Consider the following 25,739-nt stretch of genomic DNA (forward strand, 5'->3'; position numbering starts at 1 on the left):
CCGGCGGAGGGATCAAGCCTGACCGCCCGGAGCCGGGCACGGTCGGCCCCGGCCCCCACCGCAACCACGGATCAACCCCAGCGAACCGGAATCTCCGTAGGAGGCTCACCCTCACCAGCCCAGAAGATCGTGCCCGAGGCGTCCACCACCACCACGCGCGGCGTCCGAGCCAGCCCCCACTCGATCGCCCCGGCCGGGTCGTCCCAGGTCGAGCCCTCCTCCAGCACACCGGTCTCGGCGTCCGCGGTGTCACCGGACGACCGCTCCCAGTACGTCGTCCAGACCTGCTGCCCGGCGGACAGGTCGGGGTGCACGAACACGGTGCCCCGGCCCCGCCAGGCGGCCAACCGGTCCGGCACCACAGGCACCGGATGCTCGCCGGTCACCGCCTCGATGTCGGCCACGTCGAAGGCGTGCGGCAGCAGCTCCGCCATCCGCAGCGGGCCGCCCTTCGCCTCGACCAGGCACTCCGGGCCGCCCTGCTCCCAGAGCAGCTGCCGGCACCGGCCGCACGGCATCAGCGGCTCACCGGTGGCGTCGACGCAGGACAGCGCCACGATCCGGCCCCCGCCGGTCGCGTGCAGCTGCGAGACCACGCCGCACTCGGCGCAGAGCGTGACGCCGTACCCGGCGTTCTCCACGTTGCAGCCGACGACGACCCGGCCGTCGTCGACGAGCGCGGCGGCACCCACCGGGAACTTCGAGTACGGCACGTAGGCGTGCCGCATCACCTCGGTGGCGGCGGTACGCAACCGCTCCCAGTCGATCTCCATCACGACTCCCATTCTGCCCAATTCACGCCCGATCGGTCGCGAGCGCGGCCGGAGACGACGATGCCCGGCGGGTCGCCCCGCCGGGCACGGTGTCGCCGCGGGCGGTCAGCCCTTGATGTACGGCTTGCCGTCGGCGGCCGGCGCCCGGACCTTGCCGACCAGCCCGGCCACGGCCAGGATCGTCGCCAGGTACGGCAGCATCGCCAGGAACTGGCTCGGGATGCTGCTGCCGATCGCGCCCAGGTAGGTGGCGAGCTGGTCGGCGAAGCCGAAGAACAGCGCCGCGAGCAGCGCGCCGGTCGGGCTCCACCGGCCGAAGATCAGCGCGGCCAGGGCGATGAAGCCCTTACCGCCGATCATGTTCTTGGTGAACGAGTAGAGCGCCAGCGTGTACGAGGCGCCGCCGACGCCGGCCACCAGACCGGCCAGGATCACGTTGCGGTAGCGCAGCCGCAGCACCTTCACGCCGAGCGTGTCGGCGGCGGTCGGGTGCTCGCCCACCGACCGCGTCCGCAGGCCCCACCGGGTACGGAACAGCGCCAGGTGGATGACGAGCACCAGCAGCAGACCGAGGTAGAGGAAGATGTTGCCCCGGAACAGCGCCGGACCGAGCAGCGGGATGTCGGACAGCAGCGGGATCTCCCAGTTGCTGAACCGGGGCGCGCTGTTGTACTTCGCCGCGTCGGTCTGCATCAGCCGCTCGTAGAGGAAGCCGGTGATGCCGACCGCGAGCAGGTTGAGCACGATGCCCATGACCACCTGGTCGACCAGGTAGCGGATGGAGAACACGGCCAGCAGGAACGAGATGAACGCGCCGCCGATGGCGGCGGCCACCAGGCCCACCCAGACGCTGCCGGACATGCTGCCGAACAGCGCCCCGGAGAACGCGCCCATCAGGAGCTGGCCCTCGATCGCCACGTTCACCACGCCGGAACGCTCGCAGAGCACACCGGCGAGCGCACCGAAGATCAGCGGCAGGGCCAGGATGAACGTGCCGCGGACGACGTTCACCAGCGGCATGAAGTTGCGGCCCTCGGGCGCGGCGGAGACCTGCCAGCACAGGAAGCTCAGCACGAAGGCGACCAGCCCGGCGCCGAGCAGCAGCGTGAACCAGCGCTTCGGCACACCGGCCAGCAGCGCCCCTCCGGCCGCGGCGGTGATCAGCCCGAACAGGATCGCGCCGACCGTACCGTTGATCTCCAGGGCGGCTCCGCCCTCGGTCTCGCTGAGCGTGAACCGCGCGTGCTGGTCGGTCGCGAGCGCGCCGAACAGCACCGCCGCGAGCACGCCGAGCGCCAGCAGGACCGCGCCGATCTTCCGGTTGCGGGTCCAGAAACCCTCGTCGACCGCGGTAACGGCGACCTCGGGGACAGCGGTGGTGGACATGCTCACCAGCCCTTCGCGAGGCTCGTCTGCAACCGGGCGGCGCGGGCCGCCCGGAGCTGGAAGATCGTCTTCACCAGGGCAGGCGCGGCGATGAAGATGACGATGAGCGCCTGGAGCACGGTGACCAGTTCCAGCGAGATGCCGGAGTACGACTGCATCCGGTTGCCACCGGCCTGGAGCGCGCCGAACAGCAGCGCGGCCAGCAGCACACCCCACGGCTTCACGCGGCCGAGCAGCGCGACCAGGATGCCGTCGAAGCCGATCTGCGCGATCACCAGCGGGGTCAGCGCGGTCGCGGTGGTGCCGAGCACCATGGTCGAGCCGCCCAGACCGGCCAGCATGCCCGCGAACACCATCACCAGCACGTACGTCTTGGTCACGCTGATGCCGGCGGTGCGGGCCGCGTCCGGGTTCGCGCCCACGGCCCGCAGCTCGAAGCCGAGCGTGGAGCGGTTGAGCAGCCAGGCGATGAACCAGGTGGCCGCCACCGCGAGCAGGATGCCGGCGTGCACCCGCAGGTCGTCGCCGAGCAGGCGGGGCAACTGCGCGGAGGAGTCGACCGGCTTGCTGATCGCGTCCGACCGGTTCGGGTTCTGCACCCCGTTCTGGACGATGATCCAGGACAGGAAGTAGACCGCCACGTAGTTGAGCATGATCGTGTTGATCACCTCGTGCGCGCCGGCCCGTGCCTTCAGGATGCCGGGGATGAAGCCCCAGAGCGCGCCGCCGAGCGCGCCGGCGATCAGCGCCACCAGCAGGTGCACGACGGGCGGCAGCGGCAGCGCGAAGCCGGCCACGGCGGCCAGGATGACGGCGATCGTCGCCTGGCCCTGGGCGCCGATGTTGAACAGGCCGCCGCGGAAGGCCAGCGCCACCGACAGACCGGTGAAGACGAGCGGCGCGGCGTAGGTGAGCGTCTCCGAGATCGGGCTGAGGGCGGCGGTGAAGCCGACCGCTTCCGGGTCGAAGATCGCGCCCTTGAACAGGTTCGCGTACGCCTCGCTGACCACCGTCCAGCTGGCGTTCAGCGCGTCCGTGGGACGGGCCGTGATGTAGCTGTAGGTGGCGAGCACCTCCGGGTCGGACACGATGATCAGCACCGCGCCGACCACCATGGCCAGCAGCACCGCGAGCACCGTCACGGTGAACGTGTTGGACGCCCAGAGGTTGTCCAGGAACATCCGGCCCATGCTCGGGCGGGACTCTCCGCCCGGAGCCGGCTTCTTCGCGGTCGCGGTGGCGGGCACCGTCTGCTCGGTGTCACCGGCCGGCTGCGTCGGCGTCGCCCGGGCCTCGCTCAGCGACTCCTGCGCCTCGGTCGCCGGCTCCTTGTCCGGTGAGCCCGAGTCGGGGTTCGGGTTGGTCATGCCTCGTCCTCGTTGCCAGGGCCGTCCTCGGTCGCGGTGGCGGCGTCCGGGGTGGCGGCGTCCGGGGTGATGCCGGCCATCAGCAGGCCGATCTCCTCGCGCGGGGTGTCCGGGCCGACGATGCCGATGATCCGGCCGCGGTACATGACCGCGATCCGGTCGGCCAGGCCGATCACCTCGTCCAGTTCGCTGGAGACCACCATGACCGCGGTGCCGATGTCCCGCTCGCGGATGACCCGGCTGTGGATGAACTCGATCGAGCCGACGTCCACGCCCCGGGTGGGCTGGGCGGCGATGAAGAGCTTCAGCGGCCGGGACAGCTCCCGGGCCACGATCACCTTCTGCTGGTTGCCGCCGGAGAGCGTGCCGACCGCCGCGTCGGCCGAGGAGGTGCGGACGTCGAACTGCTCGATCCGCTCCCGCGCCGACTTCGCGATGGCGTCGGGCTTCAGCGACAGGCCCTTGCCGAACGGCGGCCGGTCGTAGATGTCCAGCACCAGGTTCTCCGCCACGGAGAACTCCTTGACCAGGCCGTCCACGCTGCGGTCCTCCGGCACGTAGCCGACGCCGGCGCGGAGCACCTTCTTGGTCGACCAGCCGTGCGTCGGCTCGCCGTCGAGGCTGATCGTGCCGGCGAGCACCGGGCGCAGGCCCATGATCGCCTCGATCAGCTCGGTCTGGCCGTTGCCCTGCACGCCCGCCACGCCGAGCACCTCACCGGCGTGCACGGTCAGGTCGACACCGTCGACCGCGCGTACCTGCCGGTCGTCGTCCACGACCAGGCCGGCGACCTCCAGGATCGGCTTACCAGGGGTGGCCGGCTTCTTGTCCACGGTCAGCCGGACGCTGCGTCCCACCATCAGCGCGGCCAGCTCGTCCCGGCTGGCGCTCGGCTCGGCGGTGCCGACCGTCTTCCCGCGCCGGATCACGGTGATCCGGTCGGCGATGGCCTTCACCTCGCCCAGCTTGTGGGTGATGAACACGATCGACTTGCCGGCGGCCTTGAGCGACCGCATGACGGCGAGCAGTTCCTCGGTCTCCTGCGGCGTGAGCACGGCCGTGGGCTCGTCGAGGATCAGCAGGTCGACGTCGCGGGTGAGGGCCTTGACGATCTCCACCCGCTGCTGGATGCCGACCGGCAGGTCCTCGATCACCGCGTCCGGGTCGACGCGCAGGTTGTACCGCTCGGAGACCTCGGCGACCTCGCGCCGGGCGCGCCGCCGGTCGAGGATGCCGGCGAAGGGCCCCCTGACCTGCTCGGCGCCGAGCATCACGTTCTCGGCCACGGTGAAGACCGGCACCAGCATGAAGTGCTGGTGCACCATCCCGATCCCGGCGGCGATCGCGTCCGACGGGCCCTTCAGCTTCAGCGGCTTGCCGTCGACCAGGATCTCGCCCTCGTCCGGCTGGTAGAGGCCGTAGAGCACGTTCATCAGGGTCGACTTGCCGGCGCCGTTCTCGCCGAGCAGGGCGTGGATCTCTCCAGGCTCCACCGTCAGGTCGATGTGGTCGTTGGCGACCAGATCACCGAACCGTTTGGTGATGCCGCGCAGTTCGAGTCTCAGCGCAACCTCCTGGAGTGCGAGCGATGGTGCAGCGTAGCGACCTGCCGCGCCGCCACCACGCCGGGTGGGGATGTTCCGGGGGATTCAAGGTGATCGGCCGCCCCGGCACCGGGGGTACCTTCCCCGTGGCGCCGGGACGGCCGGATCGTCAGAGCTGGTGCCCGCCGACCCTCGCTGCCGATGATGGCACCGCGGTGGCCGGCGGGACTGTCACTTGGTCGGCTGGGCCTTCGAGGTGACGGTGATGGTGCCGGCGGCGATGTCCGCCTTGATCTTGTCGACCTCGGCCTTCAGATCCGCCGGGACCTTGCTGTCGAAGTCGTGGTACGGGGCGATCGAGACGCCGTCGTTGGCCAGCGTGCCGACGAAGCCCGGGGTGGCCTCGAGCTTCTCGCCACCGGCGGCCTTCAGCGCGGCCTCCTTGACGGCGTCCGGGATGTTCTTGACCACGGTGGTCAGGATCGCCGAGCAGTCCGGGGTGCTCTCGCAGCCGTCGATGTCCACCCAGACGACCGAGTACTTGCCGCCCGAGGCCTTGGCCGCGGAGGTGGTGCCGAGACCGGCGCCACCGGCGACCGGCATCACGATGTCGGCGCCCTGCGCGACGAGCGCGTCGGAGACCTTCTTGCCCTCGTCCTGCTTCTCGAACGAGTTGGCGAAGGAGCCCTTCTGGGTGGCCTTGTCCCAGCCCAGCACCTGGACGTTCTTGCTCTTGGCCTTGTTGTAGTACGCCACGCCGTCGGCGAAGCCGTCCATGAAGATGGTGACCGGCGGGATCGGCAGGCCGCCGTAGGTGCCGACCTTGCCGGACTTGCTCATCCCGGCGGCCAGGTAGCCGGCCTGGAAGCCCGCCTGCGCGGTGTCGAACTGCATCGGGTAGACGTTCGACACACCCGGGTTGGCGTCGACGATGGCGAACTGCTGGTTCGGGTTCTTCTCAGCCGCCGCCTTGGTGGCGTCCGACATCAGGCCACCGACGGCCAGGATGAAGTCGCACTTCTGGTTGACGAACCCGGTCAGGTTGACCTCGTAGTCCGCCTCGGCCTTCGACTGGACGTACTTGATGTCGATCTTGTCGTTCTCCTTCTTCGCCTCCTGCAGGCCCTTCCAGGCCGAGGCGTTGAAGGACTTGTCGTCGACGCCGCCGACGTCGGTCACCATGCAGGCGCTGAACTTCTTGCCGCCGTCGCCGCCGGCGTTGTTGTCGTCGTCCGGAGCCTCACCACACGCGGCAGCGCCCAGCACGAGTCCACCCGCCGCAATGACGGAGGCGATCCGCATCCCACGCACAGAGCGCAAGACGTCTCCTTCCCCTTGCACGCCGCGTCGTGCGCGGCGTGCAGCCCTTCGCCGGCCTGCGGTGTGCCGCCGGCGTCCCACGTTACGGACGGGAGCGTACGCCCGCGCCCACCCACCGGCCGACAATCGTGCACGACTGTTGAGCGTCCGTTACCCCGGTGTAACCCTTGCGTGGGGCACGTCACTTATCCGGCCGGTAGGCGTGCGTGGCGGTGTCGCTAACGTCCGTTTTCCCGAGCTTCCCCGACTTGCGGCGAACTAACGCCAGAACACCGCGACGGCCGCGTTGACCAGCGTCAACCCGACGATCGCGAGGAAGTGGCCACGGTTGACGCTCTCCCGCTTCCGGGAGAAGAAGACCATGACGAAGATGAGCAGCGCGAGCACCAACTTGGTAACAAGTTTCGCCGGGGCCGGCTCGTCCCCGTCCCGCAGCGGAGCGGACAGCCCGATGCCGGTGAGGATCTGGATGATCGCGCCCCAGAGCATGGCCGCGTTGATCCGCAGCCGGCCGGTGACGTACTGGGCGATCGCACCACCGAGCAGCAGCGCGAAGCCGATCAGATGGACGTAGAGAAGAATCAGTCGAAGAGCTTCCACGCGCCCCATCCTCCCCCATCAACGACGCAACGTAGTAGTCACCCCGCCGACCGCCGTCATACCGTGACCCACCCTCCCGGCCCTCCTCCCTCACCCCCCTCCCCCGCGATCTTGCAGTTGCCGCCCCGGCATCCGGGACGAAAGCCGCGCCACACGGGCCGGAACCGCAAGATCGACGGGGGCGGGGCGCGGGGGCGGGGGGCATGGGATCAGGGCAGGCGCCAGACCTGGAACGTGGGGCCGTCGGCGGGGAGGGTGACCGCGCCCTCGGCGTCGGGGCGGAGGGCGGGGGCGTTGCCGTAGACGTTCTCGGCGTTGGGCAGGCCGGTCAGGCGGACCGGAGTGCCGGCGGCGCGTCTCGCCAGCACCAGCACCGTCGACGTGGGCGCCTCGCGCAGGAAGACCAGCGTGTCCGCGTCCGCGTGCACCCAGCGCAGGCCGCCGTGCCGCAGCGCCGGCTCGTCGCGGCGCAGCATCAGCAACGACCGGTACGCGTCGAACGTGCGCCGGTCCCAGCTCTCCGGCCGGTGCCACGGCATCGGGGTACGCGAGCCCTCCCCGTTCGTACCGGTCAGGCCCAGCTCGTCCCCGGCGAAGACCACAGGCGTGCCGGGCATGGTGGCGAGCAGCCCGGCCGCCACCTCCTGCCGGGCCGCGTCGCCGACCACCGTGCGGATCCGGGCCGAGTCGTGCGAGCCGAGCAGCTGCCACGAGTGCGTGTACGACCGCCAGGACACCAGCGACCGGTAGGTGTTCATGGTGGCGAGGATCGCCGCGGCGTCGCGCCGCCGTACCCCGCCCGGAGTGCCGAGGAAGTTCGGCACCGGGTCGTCGCCGTGGCGCAGCCAGGACCAGACCGGGTCGGTGAAGCCGACGTAGTTCATCGTCCCGTGCCAGCCGTCGCGGTCCAGGTCACCGGTGTGGTCGTGGCCGTGCTCGGCGAGCAGCAGCCCGTCCGGCCGGGTCTGCGCCACCACCTCGCGCAGCAGCCGCGCCACCTCGTGGGTGTACGCGTCCGCGCCGCGCCGTCCGGTCATGTTCGCCACGTCGACCCGCCAGCCGTCCAGCCCGTACGGCGGGCGCAGCCAGCGGCGCAGCAGCGAGTCCTCGGCGGTGGCGAACCGGCGGCGCAGCTCGGCGCTGCCCCAGTTCAGCTTCGGCAGCGACTTCACCCCGTTCCACGACTCGTAGTCCGAGCCGGGCAGGTCGAAGTAGTACAGCTCGCGTTCCGGAGCGTGCACGTCGGAGACGGCGGCGGTGAACCAGTGGTGGGCGTCGCCGGTGTGGTTGCTGGTGATGTCGCCGAGCAGCCGCCAGCCCCGGGCGTGCACCGCGTCGGCGAGCCGGGCCAGCGCCGCGTCGCCGCCGAGCAGCGGGTCGACGGTGTCGAAGCTCGACGCGTCGTACCTGTGGTTGGAGCGCGCCGGGAAGACCGGCGTGAGGTAGACGGTGTTGACGCCGAGCCGGTCCAGGTGGTCCAGGTGCTCGGTGACGCCGTCGAGGTCGCCGCCGTAGAACTGGCGGGGCGTCTCCGGGCCGCGGCCGACGACCGGGGTGTCCCAGTCGCACGGGATCGCCCAGTCCGGGACGGTCCGGCCGTCGGCGGCGGCCGAGCGGGCGAACCGGTCCGGGAAGATCTGGTAGATCACGGCGTCGCGGGCCCAGGCCGGCGGCGGGGCGTAGCCGACCAGCTTGAAGTCGCCGTTGTCCGGCACGTCGTGGCCGGCCAGCCCGGCCGCGTTGAGCCAGCGGGCGCCGCGCTCGCCGTCGAGCAGGAAACGATAGTTGCTGACCGGGTTGCGGACCTCGACGTCGGCCCGCCACCACACGTCGCCGCCGTCGGTGCGGTCGATCCGCGCCTCGGCGAAGCGCGGATCGCCGTCGCCGGTGGTGCGCACGTGCACCTGGGAGACGCCGGATCCGGCCGGCACCCGGACGAAGACCGGCACGGTCTGCCCGAGCGCGGGCTCCTGCTCCGGGACGTAGGTGGCGGAGCCGTCGTGGTGCGGCTGAAGAGACATGGTGCTGCCTTTCGCGTCGTACCGACAGGGAGAGGGGCGGGCACCCGCCGCGGCCGGTTTCACCCGACCGCGGCGGTCCGCCCGGAAACCGCTCCGGTGTACGCCGACACGACGCCCTTGCCGCAGCGTGAGCCGAGGAGGCTCAGCCCTTGACCGCTCCGGAGGTGAGTCCGGAGACGATGTAGCGCTGGAGCAGTTGGAACACCAGCACCGTCGGGATCGCGGTGAGCAGCGTGCCCGCCGCGAACATCCCGAAGTTGTTGTTGCGCTCGCCGGCCACCAGGCCGTACATGCCGACCGCGAGGGTCTTCGACTCGGGTTCGGTGAGGAACACGTTGGCGATGATGAACTCGTTGATCGACCCGATGAACGCGAGCAGGCCGGTCACCGCCAGGATCGGCGCCACCAGCGGCAGCATGATCCGGAAGAAGACCTGCACGTGCGACGCGCCGTCCATGGTCGCCGACTCGTCCAGCTCCTTCGGCAGGGTGTCGAAGAAGCCCTTCATCAGCCAGGTGTTCGCACCGAGCGCGCCACCCATGTAGAGCAGGAACAGGCCCCACGGGGTGTTGAACCCGATCGCCGGGTAAAGGTCGGTGAGCGTGGTGAAGATCAGGAAGATCGCCACGATCGCCAGGAACTGCGGGAACATCTGGATCAGCAACAGCGCGAGCAGGCCGACCCGGCGCCCGGCGAAGCGCATCCGGGAGAACGCGTACGCCGCCAGCGACGACAGGAAGATCGACGCGAAGCTGGCCACGCCCGCGAGCAGCAGCGAGTTGAGGAACCAGTGGCCGAACGCGGTGTTGTCGAACAGGTTCGTGAAGTTCTCCAGCGACACCCCGGTCGGCAGCAGCTCGGTGGAGGAGAGCGTGCCGAGCGGGTTGAACGCCGCCGAGATCACGAACAGGATCGGGAAGAGGCTGAACACCACCGCCAGCACCCCGACCAGGTGCCGCCAGCCCACCTGGGCGAACCACCGGCTGCGCGAGCGGCGGACCGGCCTACGGGTGGCCGTGGGTGTGGGCGTCTCCGCGATGCTGGTCACGAGTACACCTCCTCCTGCTTGCGGGTCCGCCGGAAGCTGATCGCCGACACCGTCGCCACGATCGCGAAGATGAAGATCGAGACGGTGGCGGCCAGGCCGAACTCGGCGCCCTGCGCACCGAACGCGAGCCGGTACGTGTAGGTGATCAGCAGGTCGGTGGCGCCGTTGGTCGGGTTGTCCGGCGCGAACGGGCCGCCCTCGGTGGTGAACAGGATCGCGTTGACGTTGTTGAAGTTGAACGCGAACGACGCGATCAGCAGCGGCGACAGCGCCACCAGCAGCAGCGGCAGGGTGACCGCCCGGAACGACTGCCAGGGCGACGCGCCGTCGACCGAGGTCGCCTCGGTCAGCTCCCGCGGGATGGCCTGCAACGCGCCGGTTGCCACCAGGAACATGTACGGATAGCCGAGCCACAATTGCACCAGCACCACCGCGATCCGGGCAGACCAGTTGCCGCCGAACCAGTCGACGTTCAGCCCGAACAGGTTGTTGAGCAGGCCGAAGTCGGTGTTGAACATGTCCCGCCAGATCAGCAGCATGGCGAACGACGGCATGGCGTACGGCAGGATCAGCACCATCCGGTAGAGGTTGGTGCCGCGCATCCGGGGTGAGTGCAGCGCGAGCGCGATGGCCATGCCGAGCAGGAACGTCAGCCCGGTGGAGCCGATCGCGAACGCGAAGTTCCAGGCCAGCGTGCCGAAGAACGGGCCGGAGATGTTGCGGTCGGTGAGCACCGTGGCGAAGTTCTTCAGCCCGACGCCGACCTTCCAGCCCTGGGCGAGGCGTTCGCCGTCGGCGGCGACGAAGGAGCCGGACTCCTCGTCGGCGGTCCACGTCTTGCCGGTCTCGCTGTCCTTGACGCAGTCGCACGCGGCGTCGTACGCCCGGATCGCCTTGCCCTCGTACGCGCGGGTCAGGCCGTTGGAGCGGATGGCGCCCTCGTCGGTGGGAACGACGAGCGCGGTGACCGCGTCGCTGCGGCTGCTGGCCTGCCCGATGTTCAGCAGGGTGTAGCCGTCCGCGGCGGTGATCTTGCCGCTGAGGCTGCTCACCTCGACGTCGGCGGCGTCGAGCTTGCGCAGCCCGTCCGCGTCCCCGGCGAAGACCTCCTTGGTCTTCGGGTCGCTGAGCAGGAAGGTCAGGGAGCCGGTCGCCGGGTCGCCGGTGGTGGCGATGGTGAGGTTGTACTCGGTCGAGCCGGGCACCTGCTTCACCGAGGCGGTCTGCACGGCGACGATCGCGTCGTCCTTGGTGCCGCGGTGCCCGTCGCCGAAGTTCGTGAACGCGGTGCTCGCGGTGTAGAGCACCGGGAAGACCTGGAACGCGATCAGGAAGAGCGTGCCGGGGACCAGGTACTTGGCCGGGATGTGCCGGCGGCTCAGGTAGAGGTAGAACAGGCCGGCGGTGGTGACCGCCAGGACGCCCAGCGCGATCCAGTGTTCGGCCTCGATGAGCGGGAAGGCCGCCCAGATCGCGATCCCGGCCACCAGGCCGAGCAGGACCACCTTGACGACGAGGCCGGTCGCGGTGATCGGCGCGTGTTGCCGCGCGGTACGGGACGTGCGCGGGAGCCCACGGCGTACGGGCTCCCGGCCCGGGGCCTGCGGTGCAGACCCCGGGCCGGACAGCGGCGCGCTCATTACTTGATCTGACCCTGGATGGTCTTGCCGGCGGCCGTGATCGTCTTGGCCGGGTCGGCGCCGCCGATGATGGCGGCCTCGGCCTTGCCGAACGGGTCCCAGATCGCGGCCATGGCCGGGATCGCCGGGAGCACCTGGCCGTTCTTACCGGCCTCGGAGAACTTGGCCAGGTCCGCGTCCTCGCCCTTGACCTGATCGAAGGCGGCGGTCAGCGCCGGCGGGCGCGGCTCGGCCTTGTACAGCGCGACGGCCAGCTCGGGCTTGGTCACGTAGTTGGTGACGAACTCCTGGGCCAGGGCCTTGTTCTTGCCCTTGGCGGCCACGTAGAACGCCTGGACACCCACGAACGGCTGGGCCTCCTTGCCACCGGCGAAGCCGGGGACCGGGGAGATGTCGTAGGAGATGCCGGCCTTCTTGGCGTCGGCCACGGCCCACGGGCCGGAGACCAGGAACGCACACTTCTTGCCGGTGAAAGTGGCGATGGAGTTCTCGCCGGTGATGGAGCGCTTCAGCGCACCCTCGCCCTTCTCACCCAGCTTGGCGATCTTCTGGAAGGCAGCGATCGACTCCGGCTTGCCCACGCCCAGGTCCTTCGGGTCGTAGTCGCCGTTCGCCGCGGTGCCGAACAGGTAGCCGCCGCCCGAGGTGTAGAGCGGGTAGATGTGGTACGCGTCGCCGTTCTGGCCGGACTGGAGGCACAGGATCTCGCTGGCCTTCTTCTCGGCCTTGAGCTTCTTGCCGGCGGCGACCAGGTCCTCGATCGTCTTCGGCGCCTCGGGGGCCAGCTCGGTGTTGCGGATCAGCGCGACGTTCTCGGTGGCGTAGGGCACGCCGTAGAGCTGGCCGTTGAACGTGACGGCCTTGACGGCGGTCTCGTTGAAGCCGGCCTTCTGCTCGGCGGGGAGCTGCACCGGGTCGATGGCGCCGTTCTGGACCAGGTTGCCGATCCAGTCGTGCGCGCCGACCACGACGTCCGGGCCGCTGCCCTGCTGAGAGGCGGTGACGAAGTTGGTCTGCAGGTCCTTGGAGACGGCCTGGACCTCGACGGTCACACCGTTCTCCTTGCCGAACTCCTCGGCGAACGGCTTGAGGGCGGCCGTGCGCTTGTCGTCGGCCCAGATGACCAGCTTGCCGCCGGTCGCCTTGGCGGACTCGTCGGCGGCCGGCTTGTCGCTGCCGCTGTCACCACAGCCGGAGGCGGCGAGCGCCAGGCCGAGGACGGCGACCACACCCGCGGTACGGATGCGCATCGGTACTCCTGTCGTCATGGCGGCCCGCCGGGGGAAGGGCGGCCCGCCAGTGGGAACCTCTGAAAGTTCTTGCTGACCGGCGCCGAGATGCTGCGCCGCTGCTCTCGCATGTTGCGGGGACGTTAGCAAGAGGTTGCAGAGAATGGAAGGGCTTGCAGAAGTGTACGCAAGACTTTGCCGTTGGGCTAAAGTGCCGCACATGCGCGCTCGACTGTCCGACATCGCCCAACAGGCTGAAGTCAGCGAGGCCACGGTGTCGCGGGTGCTCAACGACCGCCCCGGCGTGGCCCCCGAAACCCGCCAGGCCGTCCTCACCGCCCTCGATGTGCTCGGCTACGAGCGCCCCGCCCGGCTGCGCAAGCGCAGCGCCGGACTGGTCGGCCTGGTCGTGCCGGAGCTGGACAACCCGATCTTCCCGGCATTCGCCCAGATCATCGAGTCCGCGCTCGCCCCCACCGGCTACACACCGGTGCTCTGCACGCAGACCCCGGGCGGCGTACGCGAGGACGAGTACGTGGAGATGCTGCTGGACCGTCAGGTCTCCGGCATCGTCTTCGTCTCCGGCCTGCACGCAGACACCGCCGCGGACCACGACCGCTACCGCACGCTGCTGGCCCGGCCGCTGCCGATCGTCATGATCAACGGATACGCGCCCGGCATCCCCGCGCCGTTCGTCTCCTGCGACGACCGGGAGTCCGCCGAACTCGCGGTCGCCCACCTGGTCGCGCTCGGGCACCGCCGGATCGGCCTGATCACCGGCCCGGACCGGTTCGTGCCGGTGCAGCGCAAGGTCGCCGGCTACAAGGCCGCCATGGGGCGCCTCAGCGACATCGCCGAGGACGAGCTGGCCGACCTGACCGAGCTGTCCCTGTTCGGCGTCGAGGGCGGCGAGGCGGCCGCCGGCCGGCTCATCGAGCGCGGCGTCACCGGGCTGGTCTGCGGCTCGGACCTGATGGCGCTCGGCGCGATCCGGGCCGCCCGGCAGCGCGGGCTGTCGGTGCCCGGCGACATCTCCGTGGTCGGGTACGACGACTCCCCGCTCATGGCGTTCACCGACCCGCCGCTGACCACGGTGCGCCAGCCGGTCGCCGCCATGGCCGTGGCCGCGGTGCGCGCCCTGGTCGACGAGATCAACGGCCACCCGTCCCCGAACTCCGAGTACCTGTTCCGCCCTGAGCTGGTGGTACGAGGCTCGACAGCGGTGGCGAAGCCCGCAACTCCCCCCAGCCGCCAGCGCCCCGCCACCCCTTCCTCCCCCACCCCCTCCCTCCCCATCCCCGCCTAACCCCCCTCGCCGCACCCCCTCCTCCCCCGCCCTCCAACGCGTCGATCATGAAGTTGACGGCGACAAATCGGACGGCCAAGGCCGCCAACCTCATGATCACCCGAGTCACCCCGGCCGGACCCACCCCCCGGACCCCCGTTGATCAAGGGATTTGTGTCCGGGTTGATCTCCACTCGGGACACAAACTCCTTGATCAACGCCTGGGGGGCGGGTCGGTCCGGGCAGGAGGCGGCCGGGTCAGGGGTGGCGATCATGAGGTTGGCGGGGGTTGAGGTCCGGAATGTCGGGGTTAAGTTCATGATCGACGGTGGAGCGGGGGGGCCTGTCGGGAGGGCTGGCGGGTGGGTGTCTCGGGATTCGGGAGAGGGTTTCGGGGTGGTGGCGGGTGATGGCTGCCATTTCTTGCGCAAGGAATGCTTGACTCTTGCAGTGCAATGGCGGCATTCTGCTCAGACACCCTGCGCCGCACCAGAAGCCGCCACAGAACGGGATCGACAGCGATGACCTCCGCCCCCAGCACCACCCCACGCACCGCCGGCGACGACTGGTGGCGGTCCGCTGTCGTCTACCAGGTGTACGTCCGCAGCTTCGCCGACGCGAACTCCGACGGCGTGGGTGACCTCCAGGGCATCCGGCAGCGCCTGCCGTACCTGCGCGATCTCGGCGTGGACGCGCTCTGGCTGACGCCGTTCTACACCTCGCCGCAGGTCGACGCCGGCTACGACGTGGCCGACTACCGCGACGTCGACCCGCTGTTCGGCAACCTGACCGACTTCGACGAGATGATCACCGACGCGCACGCGCTCGGCCTGCGGATCATCGTCGACATGGTGCCGAACCACACCTCCAGCGCGCACCCGTGGTTCGCCGCCGCGCTCGCCGCCGGGCCGGGCTCTCCCGAGCGCGAGCGCTACCTGTTCGCCGACGGCAAGGGCGAGCAGGGTGAGCTGCCGCCGAACGACTGGGAGAGCATCTTCGGCGGCCCGGCGTGGACGCGCGTGGTCGACGGCCAGTGGTACCTGCACCTGTTCGACCCGGCGCAGCCCGACCTGAACTGGCGCCACCCGGAGGTGCGGGCCGAGTTCGAGGACGTGCTGCGCTTCTGGCTGGACCGGGGCGTGGACGGCTTCCGGATCGACGTGGCCCACGGGATGATCAAGGCCGAGGGCCTGCCGGACGTCGGCTTCAACTCGATGACCACCGGCCAGCGCCAGTCCGAGCTGCTGGGCAAGGGCCGGCTGCCGTACTTCGACCAGGACGAGGTGCACGACATCTACCGCGCCTGGCGGCCGATCCTGGACAGCTACCCGGGCGGCCGGATGGCGGTCGCCGAGGCGTGGGCCGAGACACCGCAGCGGCTGGCCCGCTACATCGGCCCGGACGAGCTGCACCAGGCGTTCAGCTTCGACTTCCTCGACGCCACCTGGTCGGCCGACTCGTTCCGCAAGGTGATCGACACGGCGCTGGCCGAGTCCACGATCGTGGGCGCGCCGACCACCTGGGTGCTCTCCAACCACGACCGGCAGCGGCACGTCACCCGGTACGGCGACGGCGAGGTCGGCCTGCGCCGCGCCCGCGCCGCCGCGCTGCTGATGTTCGCGCTGCCCGGCTGCGCGTACGTCTACCAGGGCGAGGAACTGGGTCTGCCGGAGGTGCTGGACCTCCCCGACGAGCTGCGTCAGGACCCCGCGTTCCGGCGTACCGGGGAGAGCCGGGACGGCTGCCGCGTGCCGATCCCGTGGGGCGGCGAGCTGCCCCCGTACGGCTTCGGGCCGGGCGGCAGCGAGCTGAGCTGGCTGCCGGCGCCGGCGACCTGGCGGTCGCTGTCGGTGGCCGCCCAGACCGGGGTGCCCGGCTCGACGCTGGAGCTGTACCGGACCGCGCTGCGCATCCGGCACGAGCACCCGGCGCTGGCCGGCCTGGACGGCATCACCTGGCTGGAGACCGAGCCCGGTGTCCTGGCGTTCCGCCGCAGCGCCGGGGACGCCGAGGTGACCTGCGTGGTGAACATCAGCGGCGCCGACGTGACGGTGAGCGGCTACGGCCGCCCGCTCGTCGCCAGCGCCGGCCTCACCGAGCGGGGCGACGGGTACGTCCTGCCGGTGGACGCGGCTGCGTGGTTCGAACGGCGCTGAGCCGGGTAACCCGCCAACGACCTGGCCGTCCGTTGTGCCCCGCGCCGACGGGCGGCTGGGCTGCCGACCCCTTGTGGTGGGGGGTGAGGTGGCCCCGGCCCCTCGGGAGTGCGCTCCCGGGGGGCCGGCGTCCATCGGGGAGCGCGCGCGTCCTCAGCCGCCCTTGGCGGTGAGCAGCGCGGCGATCCGGGCGAACCCGGCCCGGATCTCCTCCCGGTCGGGCGCCTTCGCCGGCTCGGGCTCCGGCTCGCGTTCGGCGGCCAGTTCCAGCTCCTCGTCGATGACGTCCTCGAAGTCGCCGTAGAGGTCCGCCTGGTCGACCTGCGCCGCCTCGTCCTCGGCGGCGATCTGCGCGGCAGCGATCTCGCTGCGGATCTCCTCCGGCGTGAGCGCCGGCAGCAGCGGCTCCACCACCGCCATCAACTGCTCGTCGGCCACCACCGCCTCGGCAAGCGCCAGCGCGTGCGGTCGCTCGTACGGGCCGCAGACCACCGGCTCCCAGTCGTCCTCGGCGCCGAGCGGGCCGAACGTGATGATCCACGGCAGGCCCCGGATCGGGGAGTCGTCCGGCAGGTCCAGTGTCACGAGTGCGCCCACCGGCCCATCATGGTCGTCGCGCATCGGCCCGGGGAACGCAAACATCGGACTCTCCCCGCTTCGGGGACCACGCTCAGCCACGCGTACCGGCGTCCAGCGCCGCACGGACCAGGGCGACGGCCTGCTCCGGCGGGACGCCCAGGTGACGCGCCTGCTCGGCGTACTCGGCGGCGGCCCGGTGCAGCCGGTCGGTGGCGTCGTCCCGGCCGGGGGCGACCACCGTGCCGTGCCGGCCGCGCGTCTCGACCAGCCCGGCGCCCTCCAGCTCCCGGTACGCCCGTGCCACGGTGTTCACCGCGAGCCCCAGGTCCGCGGCGAGCTGCCGCACCGCCGGAAGCCGGGTGCCCACCGGCAGCCGCCCGTCGCCGATGCGCGCGGCGAACTGCGCCCGCACCTGCTCGTACGGCGGCACCGCCGACTCGGCGTCGATCCGGATCCGCGCGCTCATCCCGCTCCCCCCGGTGTGCCCGGCTCGGTCTCCTCGTCGAGCACGTCCGCCTCCACGTCCACCTCCCGGGCGCCGCCCTCGGCCAGGTCCACCACCCGGCCGTACCGGCTGGTGGCGGCCAGCGCGGCGCCGAAGAGGACGAGCTGGTTGAGCAGGTAGAGGTAGAGCAGCAGGCCCACGGCGGTGGCGACCACCGTGTACGCGGGGTTCCGCTCGGTGCGTACCACGTAGTAGCGCCCCACGGTGTTGAGCAGGGTGATCCCGACGGCGATGGTCAGGATCGCCGGGCGCAGCCGGCGCCGGCTCATCCGCAGCCGGGGCACTGCGAGCAGCAGCGCGGCGGCGAGCACGGCGTTGACGAGGACGCTCAGCACGGCGCTGATGGTGGTCAGGCCCACCGAGCCGGTGCTGCGCAGCAGGAAGCGCAGCAGCGACTCCAGCGCGTCCACGGCGGCGACCGAGACGAACAGCAGCACGAAGACCGCGACCAGTACGCCCAGGTCGACCAGCCGCCGCACCACCAGGTTGCCGGGCTGCTGGTTGAAGCCGTACATCAGCCGCTGCGAGGACCGGATCGCCTCCACCCAGGCGATGCCGGTGAAGACCAGGATGACGAGGCCGATCACGCCGACGGTGCCGCTGCTCTCGGCGATCAGCGCCGGGTCGAGGAAGGGCAGGTTCTCCTCCAGGAAGTCGGCCGCCGCGCGGCTGACCTCCTCGTTGTCGCGCAGCACCGCGCCGAAGACCCAGTACGCGACCAGGGCGAGCGCGAACACGGCGAAGAAGCCGTAGTACGCGATGGCGGCGGCGAGCCGTCCGGCGAGCAGGTCGGCGTAGAGCGTCCCGGCCCGCCAGACGTGGTCGAACGCCGACGAGCGGCTCCGGGCCGCGTCGATGCGGCGCCCCACCGCCGCCTCGATCCGGCCGAAGACGTTCACCCCGTCATCCTCGCCGATCTCCGCCCGTGGCGGAGGGGCCCCGGCCGGTCGGATGTTCAGCTCCGGCCGCCGAGCCGGAAGTCGCGGCGGGGCTGCCACCGGGTCGCCCCGCTGTGCGAGAACAGCGTGAACGCGTCCACCTGGAACAACGCGGAGAAGTCGGCCAGATCCTCGTACGCCTTGTCGAGCACCTCGGGCGGCACGTCCTGCGCCACCGTGACGTGCGGGTGGTACGGGAAGCGCAGCTCGCGCCGCAGCTCGGGGGCCGAGTTGATCGCGGCGGCCAGCAGTTCGCACTCGCTGATCCCGGCCGCCACCGCCACGAACACCACCTGGGTGACCGGGCGGAACGTGCCGGTGCCGCGCAGGTGCAGCGAGAACGGCAGGTGCGCGGCGGCGACCCGGGCCAGGTGGTCCTCGACGGCGGGCAGCGCGCGTACCGGGATCTCGGTGGGCCCGAGGAGGGTGACGTGCGCGGGGACGGCGAGCGGGTCGCCGGCCTCGACCCGGCGGCGGGTGAGCATCCCGCCCCAGGGCTCGGGGACGTCGACCGCGATCCCGATCTGGATCGTGTCCGCGCCGCCCGGCGCCGTGTCACTGCCCGCCACGTCGCGCGCCACCCCTCCGGCCACCGGCTGCGTCACCCGTTCCCGCCCGTCCGGGCCGTTACTCGAACCGCACCGGCGGGAAGAAGCCGACCCGCTCGTACGCGTCCCGCAGCGTCCCGGCGGCCACCACCCGGGCCTTCTCCGCGCCCCGCACGAGCAGCTTGTCGAGCTGCGCCGGGTCGTTCAGGTAGGCGTTCGTGCGTTCCTGGATCGGCGTGACGAACTCCCGCACCACCTCGGCGAGGTCCTTCTTCAGGTCGCCGTAGCCCTTGCCGTCGTACGCGGCGACCAGGTCGTCGATGCTCCGGCCGGAGAGCGCGGAGTAGATCGTGAGCAGGTTGGTGATGCCCGGCTTGCCCTCGGCGTCGAAGACGATCTCGCGGCCGGTGTCGGTGACCGCCGAGCGGATCTTCTTGGCCGAGCGGGCCGGGTCCTCCAGCAGGTCGATGATGCCGGCCGGGGAGGACGACGACTTCGACATCTTGGCCGTCGGATCCTGGAGGTCGGTGATCTTCGCGGTGTCCTTCACGATGTGCGGGGAGGGCACGGTGAAGGTGCGGCCGAACAGCGAATTGAACCGCTGCGCCAGGTCGCGGGAGAGCTCCAGGTGCTGCCGCTGGTCCTCGCCGACCGGCACCGCGTTCGCCTGGTAGAGCAGGATGTCTGCGGCCTGGAGGATCGGGTACGTGAACAGGCCGACGCTGGCCCGCTCGCTGCCCTGCTTCTGCGACTTGTCCTTGAACTGGGTCATCCGGCCGGCCTCGCCGAAGCCGGTGATGCAGCCGAGCACCCAGGCCAGTTGCGAGTGCTCGGGCACCTGCGACTGCACGAACAGCGTGCTGCGCTCCGGGTCCAGGCCGAGCGCGAACAGCTGCGCGGCGGCGACCCGGCTGCGGCGCTTGAGCACCTTCGGGTCGTGCCCCGCGGTGATCGCGTGCAGGTCGACGACGCAGTAGTAGGCGTCGTGGCTGTCCTGCAACGCCACCCAGTGCCGCAGCGCGCCCAGGTAGTTGCCGAGGTGGAACGAGTCGGCCGTCGGCTGGATGCCGGAGAAGACGCGCGGGCGGGCGGGTACGTCGGACATGGCGGCAATTCTGTCAGCAAGCCCCGGCGTCCGTCATGACGGGCCGGTGGATCGGGCGGGTACGGGCGGAAGCGGACCGTTCACCTCACGTCGGGGCTCGGGCAGCCGTGCTGCGGAGACCGCCAGGCGGGACACCCGCCGGCCGTCGAGTGTGAGCACCCGCAGCAGCCAGCCGGCCGGATCGGCGGGAACCGATCCGCCGGCCGGATCGACGGCCACCGGCACCTCGTCGCCGGCCACCGGCAGCCGGCCCAGGGCGGCCATCACGAACCCGCCCACCGTCTCGTACGGCCCGGCGGGCAGCGGCACGCCGGTGCGCTCGGCGAAGTCGGTCAGGTTGAGCCTGCCGTCGACGACGGCGGGCAGGCCGGCGGGTTCCGGTTCGAGAGGGCCGTGCTCGTCGTCCCGGATCTCCCCGACCAGCTCCTCGACCAGGTCCTCGCAGGTGACGATGCCGGCGGTGCCGCCGTACTCGTCGACGACGACGGCCAGGTGGTGGCCCTCCCGGCGCATCTCGGTGAGCGCCGCCAGCACGCGTTTGCTGTCCGGCAGGCGCTTGACCTCCCGGATCAGGTCGCCGACCAGCAGCGGCCGGTCCGATTCCGGGCGCAGCAGCACGTCCCGCAGGTGCACCATGCCGACCACGTCGTCGTGGGTGCCGTCGACCACCGGGTAGCGGGTGTGCGGGTCGGCCCGGACCAGCCGCTGGGCCTGCGCCAGCGGGAGCGCCGCGCTGAGGAAGACCACCTCGGTGCGGGGCACCATCACCTCGCGGACGAGCCGGGCGCCGGCGACCAGCACCTCGTCGATGATCCGCCGTTCGTCCGGGTCGAGCAGCGTGTTCGCCGCGACCAGGTCCCGCAGTTCGGCCTCGCTGATCCGTTCCCGGCCGGCGGTGGGGCTGGCCCCGAGCAGGGCGGTGACGAGGCGGGTGGCGCCGTCGGCGCCGCGCACCACGAGACGGGCCACGGTGCGGGCCAGCGGGCCGGGTTCGCGTCGGGGCCGCCCCGACGGTTTCCGCCGGGGCCCGGGACCACCACCCTCCCGCATGAGAAGGATGGTAGACAGCGGCCACCGGACGCTCGGCCCGATGTTCGGATCTGTTCAATCGTGAAGGATTATGGTGGAGTAGAGGTGGATTCAACTCGACAGCCGTGACGCAGCCCTCGGCCTTAGGGTGATCACGGGACGGCCGCCGCGGGACGCGGCCCAGGCAGGAGGACCGACGTGAAACTGCTCGTCACCGGCGGCGCCGGCTACATCGGCAGCGTGGTGACCCGGATGCTGCTCGACCACGGCCACCAGGTGACCGTGCTGGACGACCTGCGCACCGGTCACCGGGAGGCCCTCGCCCCCGACGCCACCCACGTCGAGCTGCCGGTGCACGAGGCCGCCCGGGTGCTCACCCCCGACGCGGGCTTCGACGGCGTGCTGCACTTCGCCGCCCTGATCGCCGCCGGCGAGTCGATGATCCGCCCCGAGCTGTACTGGCACGCCAACACGGTCGGCTCGATCGCGCTCATCGACGCGGTCCGCGCCGCCCGGGTGCCGCGGATGGTCTTCTCCTCCACTGCCGCCGTCTACGGCAACCCCACCGAGCTGCCCATCCCGGAGACCGCCGTCAAGGCCCCCACCAGCACCTACGGCGCCACCAAGCTGGCCGTCGACATGGCGCTCACCTCCGAGGCGATCGCGCACGACCTGGCCGCCGTCTCGCTGCGCTACTTCAACGTCGCCGGGGCGTACCTGCGCGACGGGCTGGCCATCGGCGAGCGGCACGACCCGGAGACCCACCTCATCCCCATCGCGCTCGACGTGGCCGCCGGACGGCGGGAGAAGCTCCAGCTCTTCGGCGACGACTACCCCACAGTCGACGGCACCTGCGTCCGCGACTACATCCACGTCGAAGACCTGGCCCGCGCCCACCTGCTCGCGCTGGACGCGGCCACGCCGGGCCGGCACCGGATCTACAACCTGGGCAACGGCAACGGCTTCACCAACCGGCAGGTCGTCGACGTGGTCCGCGAGGTCACCGGGCAGCCGGTTCCGGTCGAGGTGGCCGCCCGCCGCGAGGGCGACCCGGCCGAGCTGGTCGCGTCCTCCGCGCTGGCCCGCGACGAGCTGGGCTGGACGCCGGCCAAGCCGACCCTGCACGACATGGTCGGCGACGCCTGGGCGTTCTACCGGGCGCACGTCGCGAGGCAGCCCTCGTGAACGCGAGGAGTGAGCCGGGGTTGCGAGCCCCGCAGTCGCGAACGAAAGAAGGCACGGCATGAACGTCGCCGACCGCGCCACGGCCGGCTTCCGGCAGCGGTACGGCACCGAGCCGGCGGGCCGCTGGGCGGCTCCCGGACGGGTCAACCTGATCGGCGAGCACACCGACTACAACGACGGCTTCGTGCTGCCCTTCGCGCTGCCGCTGCGTACCGTGGTCGCCGCCGCGCCCACCCCCGACGGACGCTGGACGGTCTGGTCGGAGCTGGACGACGAGCCGGTCGAGTTCGGCCCGGCGGAGGCCGACGAGCCCGGCCGGGTCGACGGCTGGGCCGCCTACGTGGCCGGGGTGGTGTGGGCGCTGCGCGCCGACGGCCACGACGTGCCGGGCGCCCGGCTCGCCGTCGCCTCCGACGTGCCGGTCGGCTCCGGGCTCTCCTCGTCGGCGGCGATCGAGTCGGCCGTGCTGGCCGCCCTGGTCGACCTCGGCGGCCTCGACCTGCCTGCCGGGCGGTGGCCGCGGCTCGCCCAGCGGGCCGAGAACGACTACGTCGGCGCGCCCACCGGGATCATGGACCAGTCCGCGGTGATCCGCGGCCGGGCCGGGCACGCGCTGTTCCTCGACTGCCGCACCGAGGAGATCGAGCAGATCCCGTTCGACCTGGACGGCGCCGGGCTGGCCGTGCTGGTGATCGACAGCCGGGCGCCGCACCGGCACGCGGACGGCGAGTACGCGGCCCGCCGCGAGAGCTGCGAGCGGGCCGCCGCGACGCTCGGCGTGAGCGCGCTGCGCGACGTGACGGTGGCCGGCCTCGACGCCGCGCTGGCCCGCCTCGACGACGAGACCCGCCGCCGGGTGCGGCACGTGGTGACCGAGAACCAGCGGGTCCTCGACACCGTCGCGCTGCTGCGCGCCGGCCGGGTCCGCGACACCGGTCCGCTGCTGACCGCCTCGCACGCCTCCATGCGCGACGACTTCGAGATCACCGTGCCGGAGATCGACACCGCGGTCGAGGCGGCGCTGTCCGCCGGGGCGTACGGCGCGCGGATGACCGGCGGCGGCTTCGGCGGCTGCGTGCTCGCCCTGGTCGACGCCGGCTCCGCCGACGCGGTGGCCGCCGCCGTCACCGACGCGTACGCCCGGAACGGCTTCACCGCCCCCGGCACGCTCACCGTCCTGCCGGCCGGCGGCGTCACCCGCCTGGAGTGAACGCGAAAGGCCCCCGGCGCAGCGCCGGGGGCCTTCTCGTCACGTGCGTCAGCCGGCCTCGACGATCATGCCGGCGCCGACCGTACGGTTCGTCGACTCGTCGATGATCACGAAGCCGCCGGTGGTGCGGTTACGGCGGTACTCGTCGGCCAGCAGCGGAACAGTGGTCCGCAGCCGGACCCGGCCGATCTCGTTGAGCTTCAGCTCGGCGGCCGTCTCGTCGCGGTGCAGCGAGTTGATGTCCAGCCGGTAGTGCAGCCCGCGCACGATCGCCCGCGCCGAACGGGTCGTGTGCTTGATCGCGTACTTGCCGCCGACCTGCAACGGCCGGGTCTCGTCCATCCAGCAGACCATCGCCTCGATGTCCTGCACGGCCATCGGCGCGTTGTTCGGCCGGCAGATCATGTCGCCGCGGGAGATGTCCAGCTCGTCGGTCAGCCGGACCGTCACCGACATCGGCGGGAACGCCTCGTCCACCGGGCCGTCGGCCGTCTCCACCGCCGCGATCCGGCTGGTGAAGCCGGACGGCAGCACCATCACCTCGTCGCCCGGCTTGAGCACGCCCGAGGCCACCTGACCGGCGTAACCCCGGTAGTCGGTGACGGTGGTGGACTGCGGCCGGATCACGTACTGCACCGGGAACCGCACGTCGACCAGGTTGCGGTCCGAGGCGATGTGTACCCGCTCCAGGTGGTGCAGCAGCGACGGGCCCTCGTACCAGGGCATGTTCTCCGAGCGGGTGACGATGTTGTCGCCCTGCAGCGCGGAGACCGGCACCACTGTCAGGTCCGGTACGTCGAGCTTCGCGGCGAACGCGGTGAACTCGTCCGCGATCCGCTCGTAGACCTCCTGCGACCAGTCCACCAGGTCCATCTTGTTCACGCACAGGACCAGGTGCGGCACCCGCAGCAGCGAGCAGAGGAACGCGTGCCGGCGGGACTGCTCCACCAGGCCCTTGCGCGCGTCCACCAGGATCAGCGCCAGGTCGGCGGTGGAGGCGCCGGTGACCATGTTCCGGGTGTACTGGATGTGCCCCGGGGTGTCGGCGATGATGAACTTCCGCCGCGGCGTGGCGAAGTAGCGGTACGCCACGTCGATGGTGATGCCCTGCTCCCGCTCGGCGCGCAGGCCGTCGGTGAGCAGTGCCAGGTTGGTGTACTCGTCGCCCCGGGCGGCGCTGACCGCCTCGACGGCGGCGAGCTGGTCGCTGAACAGCGACTTCGTGTCGTAGAGCAGACGGCCGATCAGCGTCGACTTGCCGTCGTCGACGCTGCCCGCGGTGGCGAACCGCAGCAGGTCCATCGGCCGGGCGGTCTCGCTCTCGGCCGGGGCCAGGGTCTCGACGCTCATCAGAAGTAGCCCTCTCGCTTGCGGTCCTCCATGGCGGCCTCGCTGACCCGGTCGTCACCGCGGGTCGCGCCGCGCTCGGTGATCCGCGTGGCGGCCACCTCCTCGATCACCTTCTCCACCGTGTCGGCGTCCGAGCTGACCGCCGCGGTGCAGGAGGCGTCACCCACGGTCCGGTACCGCACCTGGGCCTTGAACGGCTGCTCACCGGCGCGGGCCCGGAAGAACTCGTTGACCGCGTAGAGCATCCCGTCGCGCTCGATCACCTCGCGCTCGTGCGCGTAGTAGATCGACGGCAGCGGGATCTGCTCCCGCGCGATGTAGTGCCAGACGTCCAGCTCGGTCCAGTTCGACAGCGGGAACACCCGGATCGACTCGCCCGGGTGGTGCCGGCCGTTGTAGAGCGCCCACAGCTCCGGGCGCTGGTTCTTCGGATCCCACTGGCCGAACTCGTCGCGGAAGCTGAACACCCGCTCCTTGGCCCGTGCCTTCTCCTCGTCGCGCCGGGCGCCGCCGAACAGCGCGTCGAAGCGGTGCTTCTCCACCGCCTCCAGCAGCACCGGCGTCTGGATCCGGTTGCGCATGCCGTCGGCCGACTCGCGGACCAGGCCCTTGTTCAGCGCCTCCGGCACGCTCGCCACGATGAGCTGCAGGCCCAGCTCGGCCACCCGCTGGTCGCGGTAGTCGAGCACCTCGGGGAAGTTGTGCCCGGTGTCCACGTGCATCACCGGGAAGGGGATGTTGGCCGGCGCGAACGCCTTCTGGGCCAACCGGAGCATCACGATCGAGTCCTTGCCGCCGGAGAACAGCAGCACCGGCCGTTCCATCTCGGCGACGACCTCGCGCATCACGAAGATGCTCTCCGCCTCGAGCGCGTCGAGGTGCGACACCTGGTACGCGGCGGGGGACGTCATGACACGAACT

Annotated in this window: 22 protein-coding genes; 4 read left to right on the forward strand and 18 right to left on the reverse strand. The window is 71.3% G+C overall.

All coding sequences use genetic code 11. The features are described 5' to 3' along the window. Nucleotides 1–71: 71 nt before the first annotated feature. From M8C11_RS20750 to M8C11_RS20795, 10 genes are all read right to left on the reverse strand, one after another. The gene (locus tag M8C11_RS20750; RefSeq protein WP_252452403.1) at nt 72–773 is read right to left on the reverse strand and encodes a cytidine deaminase; all 702 of its coding nucleotides are present in this window, start codon (nt 771–773) and stop codon (nt 72–74) included. Between the two features lie 105 nt (nt 774–878). Next, entirely contained in the window at nt 879–2,159 is a 1,281-nt protein-coding gene (locus M8C11_RS20755) for an ABC transporter permease (protein ID WP_120571694.1), read from the reverse strand. 2 nt (nt 2,160–2,161) lie between these two features. Then, nucleotides 2,162–3,349 (reverse strand): ABC transporter permease, encoded by a 1,188-nt coding sequence (locus M8C11_RS20760; protein ID WP_374668855.1) that lies wholly within the window; start codon nt 3,347–3,349, stop codon nt 2,162–2,164. A gap of 173 nt (nt 3,350–3,522) precedes the next feature. Next, complete coding sequence (locus M8C11_RS20765) at nt 3,523–5,091, reverse strand: ABC transporter ATP-binding protein (protein WP_252452405.1); 1,569 nt, start codon at nt 5,089–5,091, stop codon at nt 3,523–3,525. A gap of 210 nt (nt 5,092–5,301) precedes the next feature. Beyond that, a complete protein-coding gene (locus tag M8C11_RS20770) occupies nt 5,302–6,372 on the reverse strand; it encodes a BMP family protein (protein WP_162959377.1) in 1,071 nt (356 codons plus the stop codon). A gap of 276 nt (nt 6,373–6,648) precedes the next feature. Beyond that, nucleotides 6,649–6,990, reverse strand: coding sequence for a hypothetical protein (locus M8C11_RS20775; protein WP_091415352.1), 342 nt, complete (start codon nt 6,988–6,990; stop codon nt 6,649–6,651). Between the two features lie 209 nt (nt 6,991–7,199). Beyond that, complete coding sequence (locus M8C11_RS20780) at nt 7,200–9,011, reverse strand: glycoside hydrolase family 13 protein (RefSeq protein ID WP_252452186.1); 1,812 nt, start codon at nt 9,009–9,011, stop codon at nt 7,200–7,202. Nucleotides 9,012–9,153: 142 nt separating this feature from the next. After that, entirely contained in the window at nt 9,154–10,059 is a 906-nt protein-coding gene (locus tag M8C11_RS20785) for a sugar ABC transporter permease (protein ID WP_252452189.1), read from the reverse strand. After that, nucleotides 10,056–11,699, reverse strand: a complete 1,644-nt coding sequence (locus M8C11_RS20790) for an ABC transporter permease subunit (protein ID WP_252452192.1) — start codon at nt 11,697–11,699, stop codon at nt 10,056–10,058. Before M8C11_RS20790 ends, M8C11_RS20785 begins: the two co-directional genes overlap by 4 nt. Then, nucleotides 11,699–12,949, reverse strand: a complete 1,251-nt coding sequence (locus M8C11_RS20795) for a maltose ABC transporter substrate-binding protein (protein WP_120571702.1) — start codon at nt 12,947–12,949, stop codon at nt 11,699–11,701. Before M8C11_RS20795 ends, M8C11_RS20790 begins: the two co-directional genes overlap by 1 nt. Nucleotides 12,950–13,148: 199 nt before the next feature. Here M8C11_RS20795 and M8C11_RS20800 point away from each other — a divergent pair, with 199 nt between their 5' ends. Next, nucleotides 13,149–14,234, forward strand: a complete 1,086-nt coding sequence (locus M8C11_RS20800; RefSeq protein WP_252452195.1) for a LacI family DNA-binding transcriptional regulator — start codon at nt 13,149–13,151, stop codon at nt 14,232–14,234. 500 nt (nt 14,235–14,734) lie between these two features. Continuing rightward, on the forward strand, nt 14,735–16,369 hold the full coding sequence (locus M8C11_RS20805) for a glycoside hydrolase family 13 protein (protein ID WP_252452198.1): 1,635 nt from the start codon (nt 14,735–14,737) through the stop codon (nt 16,367–16,369). A gap of 153 nt (nt 16,370–16,522) precedes the next feature. Here the strand turns inward: M8C11_RS20805 and M8C11_RS20810 are convergent, their stop codons facing one another. From M8C11_RS20810 to M8C11_RS20835, 6 genes are all read right to left on the reverse strand, one after another. Next, on the reverse strand, nt 16,523–16,966 hold the full coding sequence (locus M8C11_RS20810) for a hypothetical protein (RefSeq protein WP_162959168.1): 444 nt from the start codon (nt 16,964–16,966) through the stop codon (nt 16,523–16,525). 73 nt (nt 16,967–17,039) lie between these two features. Further along, nucleotides 17,040–17,414, reverse strand: coding sequence for a GntR family transcriptional regulator (locus M8C11_RS20815; protein ID WP_252452201.1), 375 nt, complete (start codon nt 17,412–17,414; stop codon nt 17,040–17,042). Next, the gene (locus M8C11_RS20820; protein WP_252452204.1) at nt 17,411–18,352 is read right to left on the reverse strand and encodes a YhjD/YihY/BrkB family envelope integrity protein; all 942 of its coding nucleotides are present in this window, start codon (nt 18,350–18,352) and stop codon (nt 17,411–17,413) included. The genes M8C11_RS20815 and M8C11_RS20820 overlap by 4 nt, the downstream gene beginning before the upstream one ends. 56 nt (nt 18,353–18,408) lie before the next feature. Then, nucleotides 18,409–18,996, reverse strand: coding sequence for a 2'-5' RNA ligase family protein (locus M8C11_RS20825; RefSeq protein WP_374668809.1), 588 nt, complete (start codon nt 18,994–18,996; stop codon nt 18,409–18,411). Nucleotides 18,997–19,018: 22 nt separating this feature from the next. Continuing rightward, nucleotides 19,019–20,044, reverse strand: a complete 1,026-nt coding sequence (gene trpS, locus M8C11_RS20830; RefSeq protein WP_252452207.1) for a tryptophan--tRNA ligase — start codon at nt 20,042–20,044, stop codon at nt 19,019–19,021. A gap of 33 nt (nt 20,045–20,077) precedes the next feature. Continuing rightward, nucleotides 20,078–21,094, reverse strand: a complete 1,017-nt coding sequence (locus M8C11_RS20835) for a hemolysin family protein (protein WP_252452210.1) — start codon at nt 21,092–21,094, stop codon at nt 20,078–20,080. A 177-nt stretch (nt 21,095–21,271) separates the two neighbouring features. Between M8C11_RS20835 and galE the strand changes: the two genes are divergently transcribed. Next, nucleotides 21,272–22,258 (forward strand): UDP-glucose 4-epimerase GalE, encoded by a 987-nt coding sequence (gene galE / locus M8C11_RS20840; protein ID WP_374668812.1) that lies wholly within the window; start codon nt 21,272–21,274, stop codon nt 22,256–22,258. A 58-nt stretch (nt 22,259–22,316) separates the two neighbouring features. Continuing rightward, complete coding sequence (gene galK, locus M8C11_RS20845; protein WP_252452213.1) at nt 22,317–23,468, forward strand: galactokinase; 1,152 nt, start codon at nt 22,317–22,319, stop codon at nt 23,466–23,468. Nucleotides 23,469–23,516: 48 nt separating this feature from the next. Here galK and M8C11_RS20850 read toward each other — a convergent pair whose 3' ends face one another. Continuing rightward, complete coding sequence (locus M8C11_RS20850) at nt 23,517–24,818, reverse strand: sulfate adenylyltransferase subunit 1 (RefSeq protein ID WP_120571714.1); 1,302 nt, start codon at nt 24,816–24,818, stop codon at nt 23,517–23,519. Further along, on the reverse strand, nt 24,818–25,729 hold the full coding sequence (gene cysD / locus M8C11_RS20855) for a sulfate adenylyltransferase subunit CysD (protein ID WP_252452216.1): 912 nt from the start codon (nt 25,727–25,729) through the stop codon (nt 24,818–24,820). The genes M8C11_RS20850 and cysD overlap by 1 nt, the downstream gene beginning before the upstream one ends. Between the last annotated feature and the right edge of the window lie 10 nt (nt 25,730–25,739).

The sequence above is a fragment of the Micromonospora sp. CPM1 genome (assembly GCF_023896895.1).
In the GTDB taxonomy this organism is placed as follows: domain Bacteria; phylum Actinomycetota; class Actinomycetes; order Mycobacteriales; family Micromonosporaceae; genus Micromonospora; species Micromonospora tulbaghiae.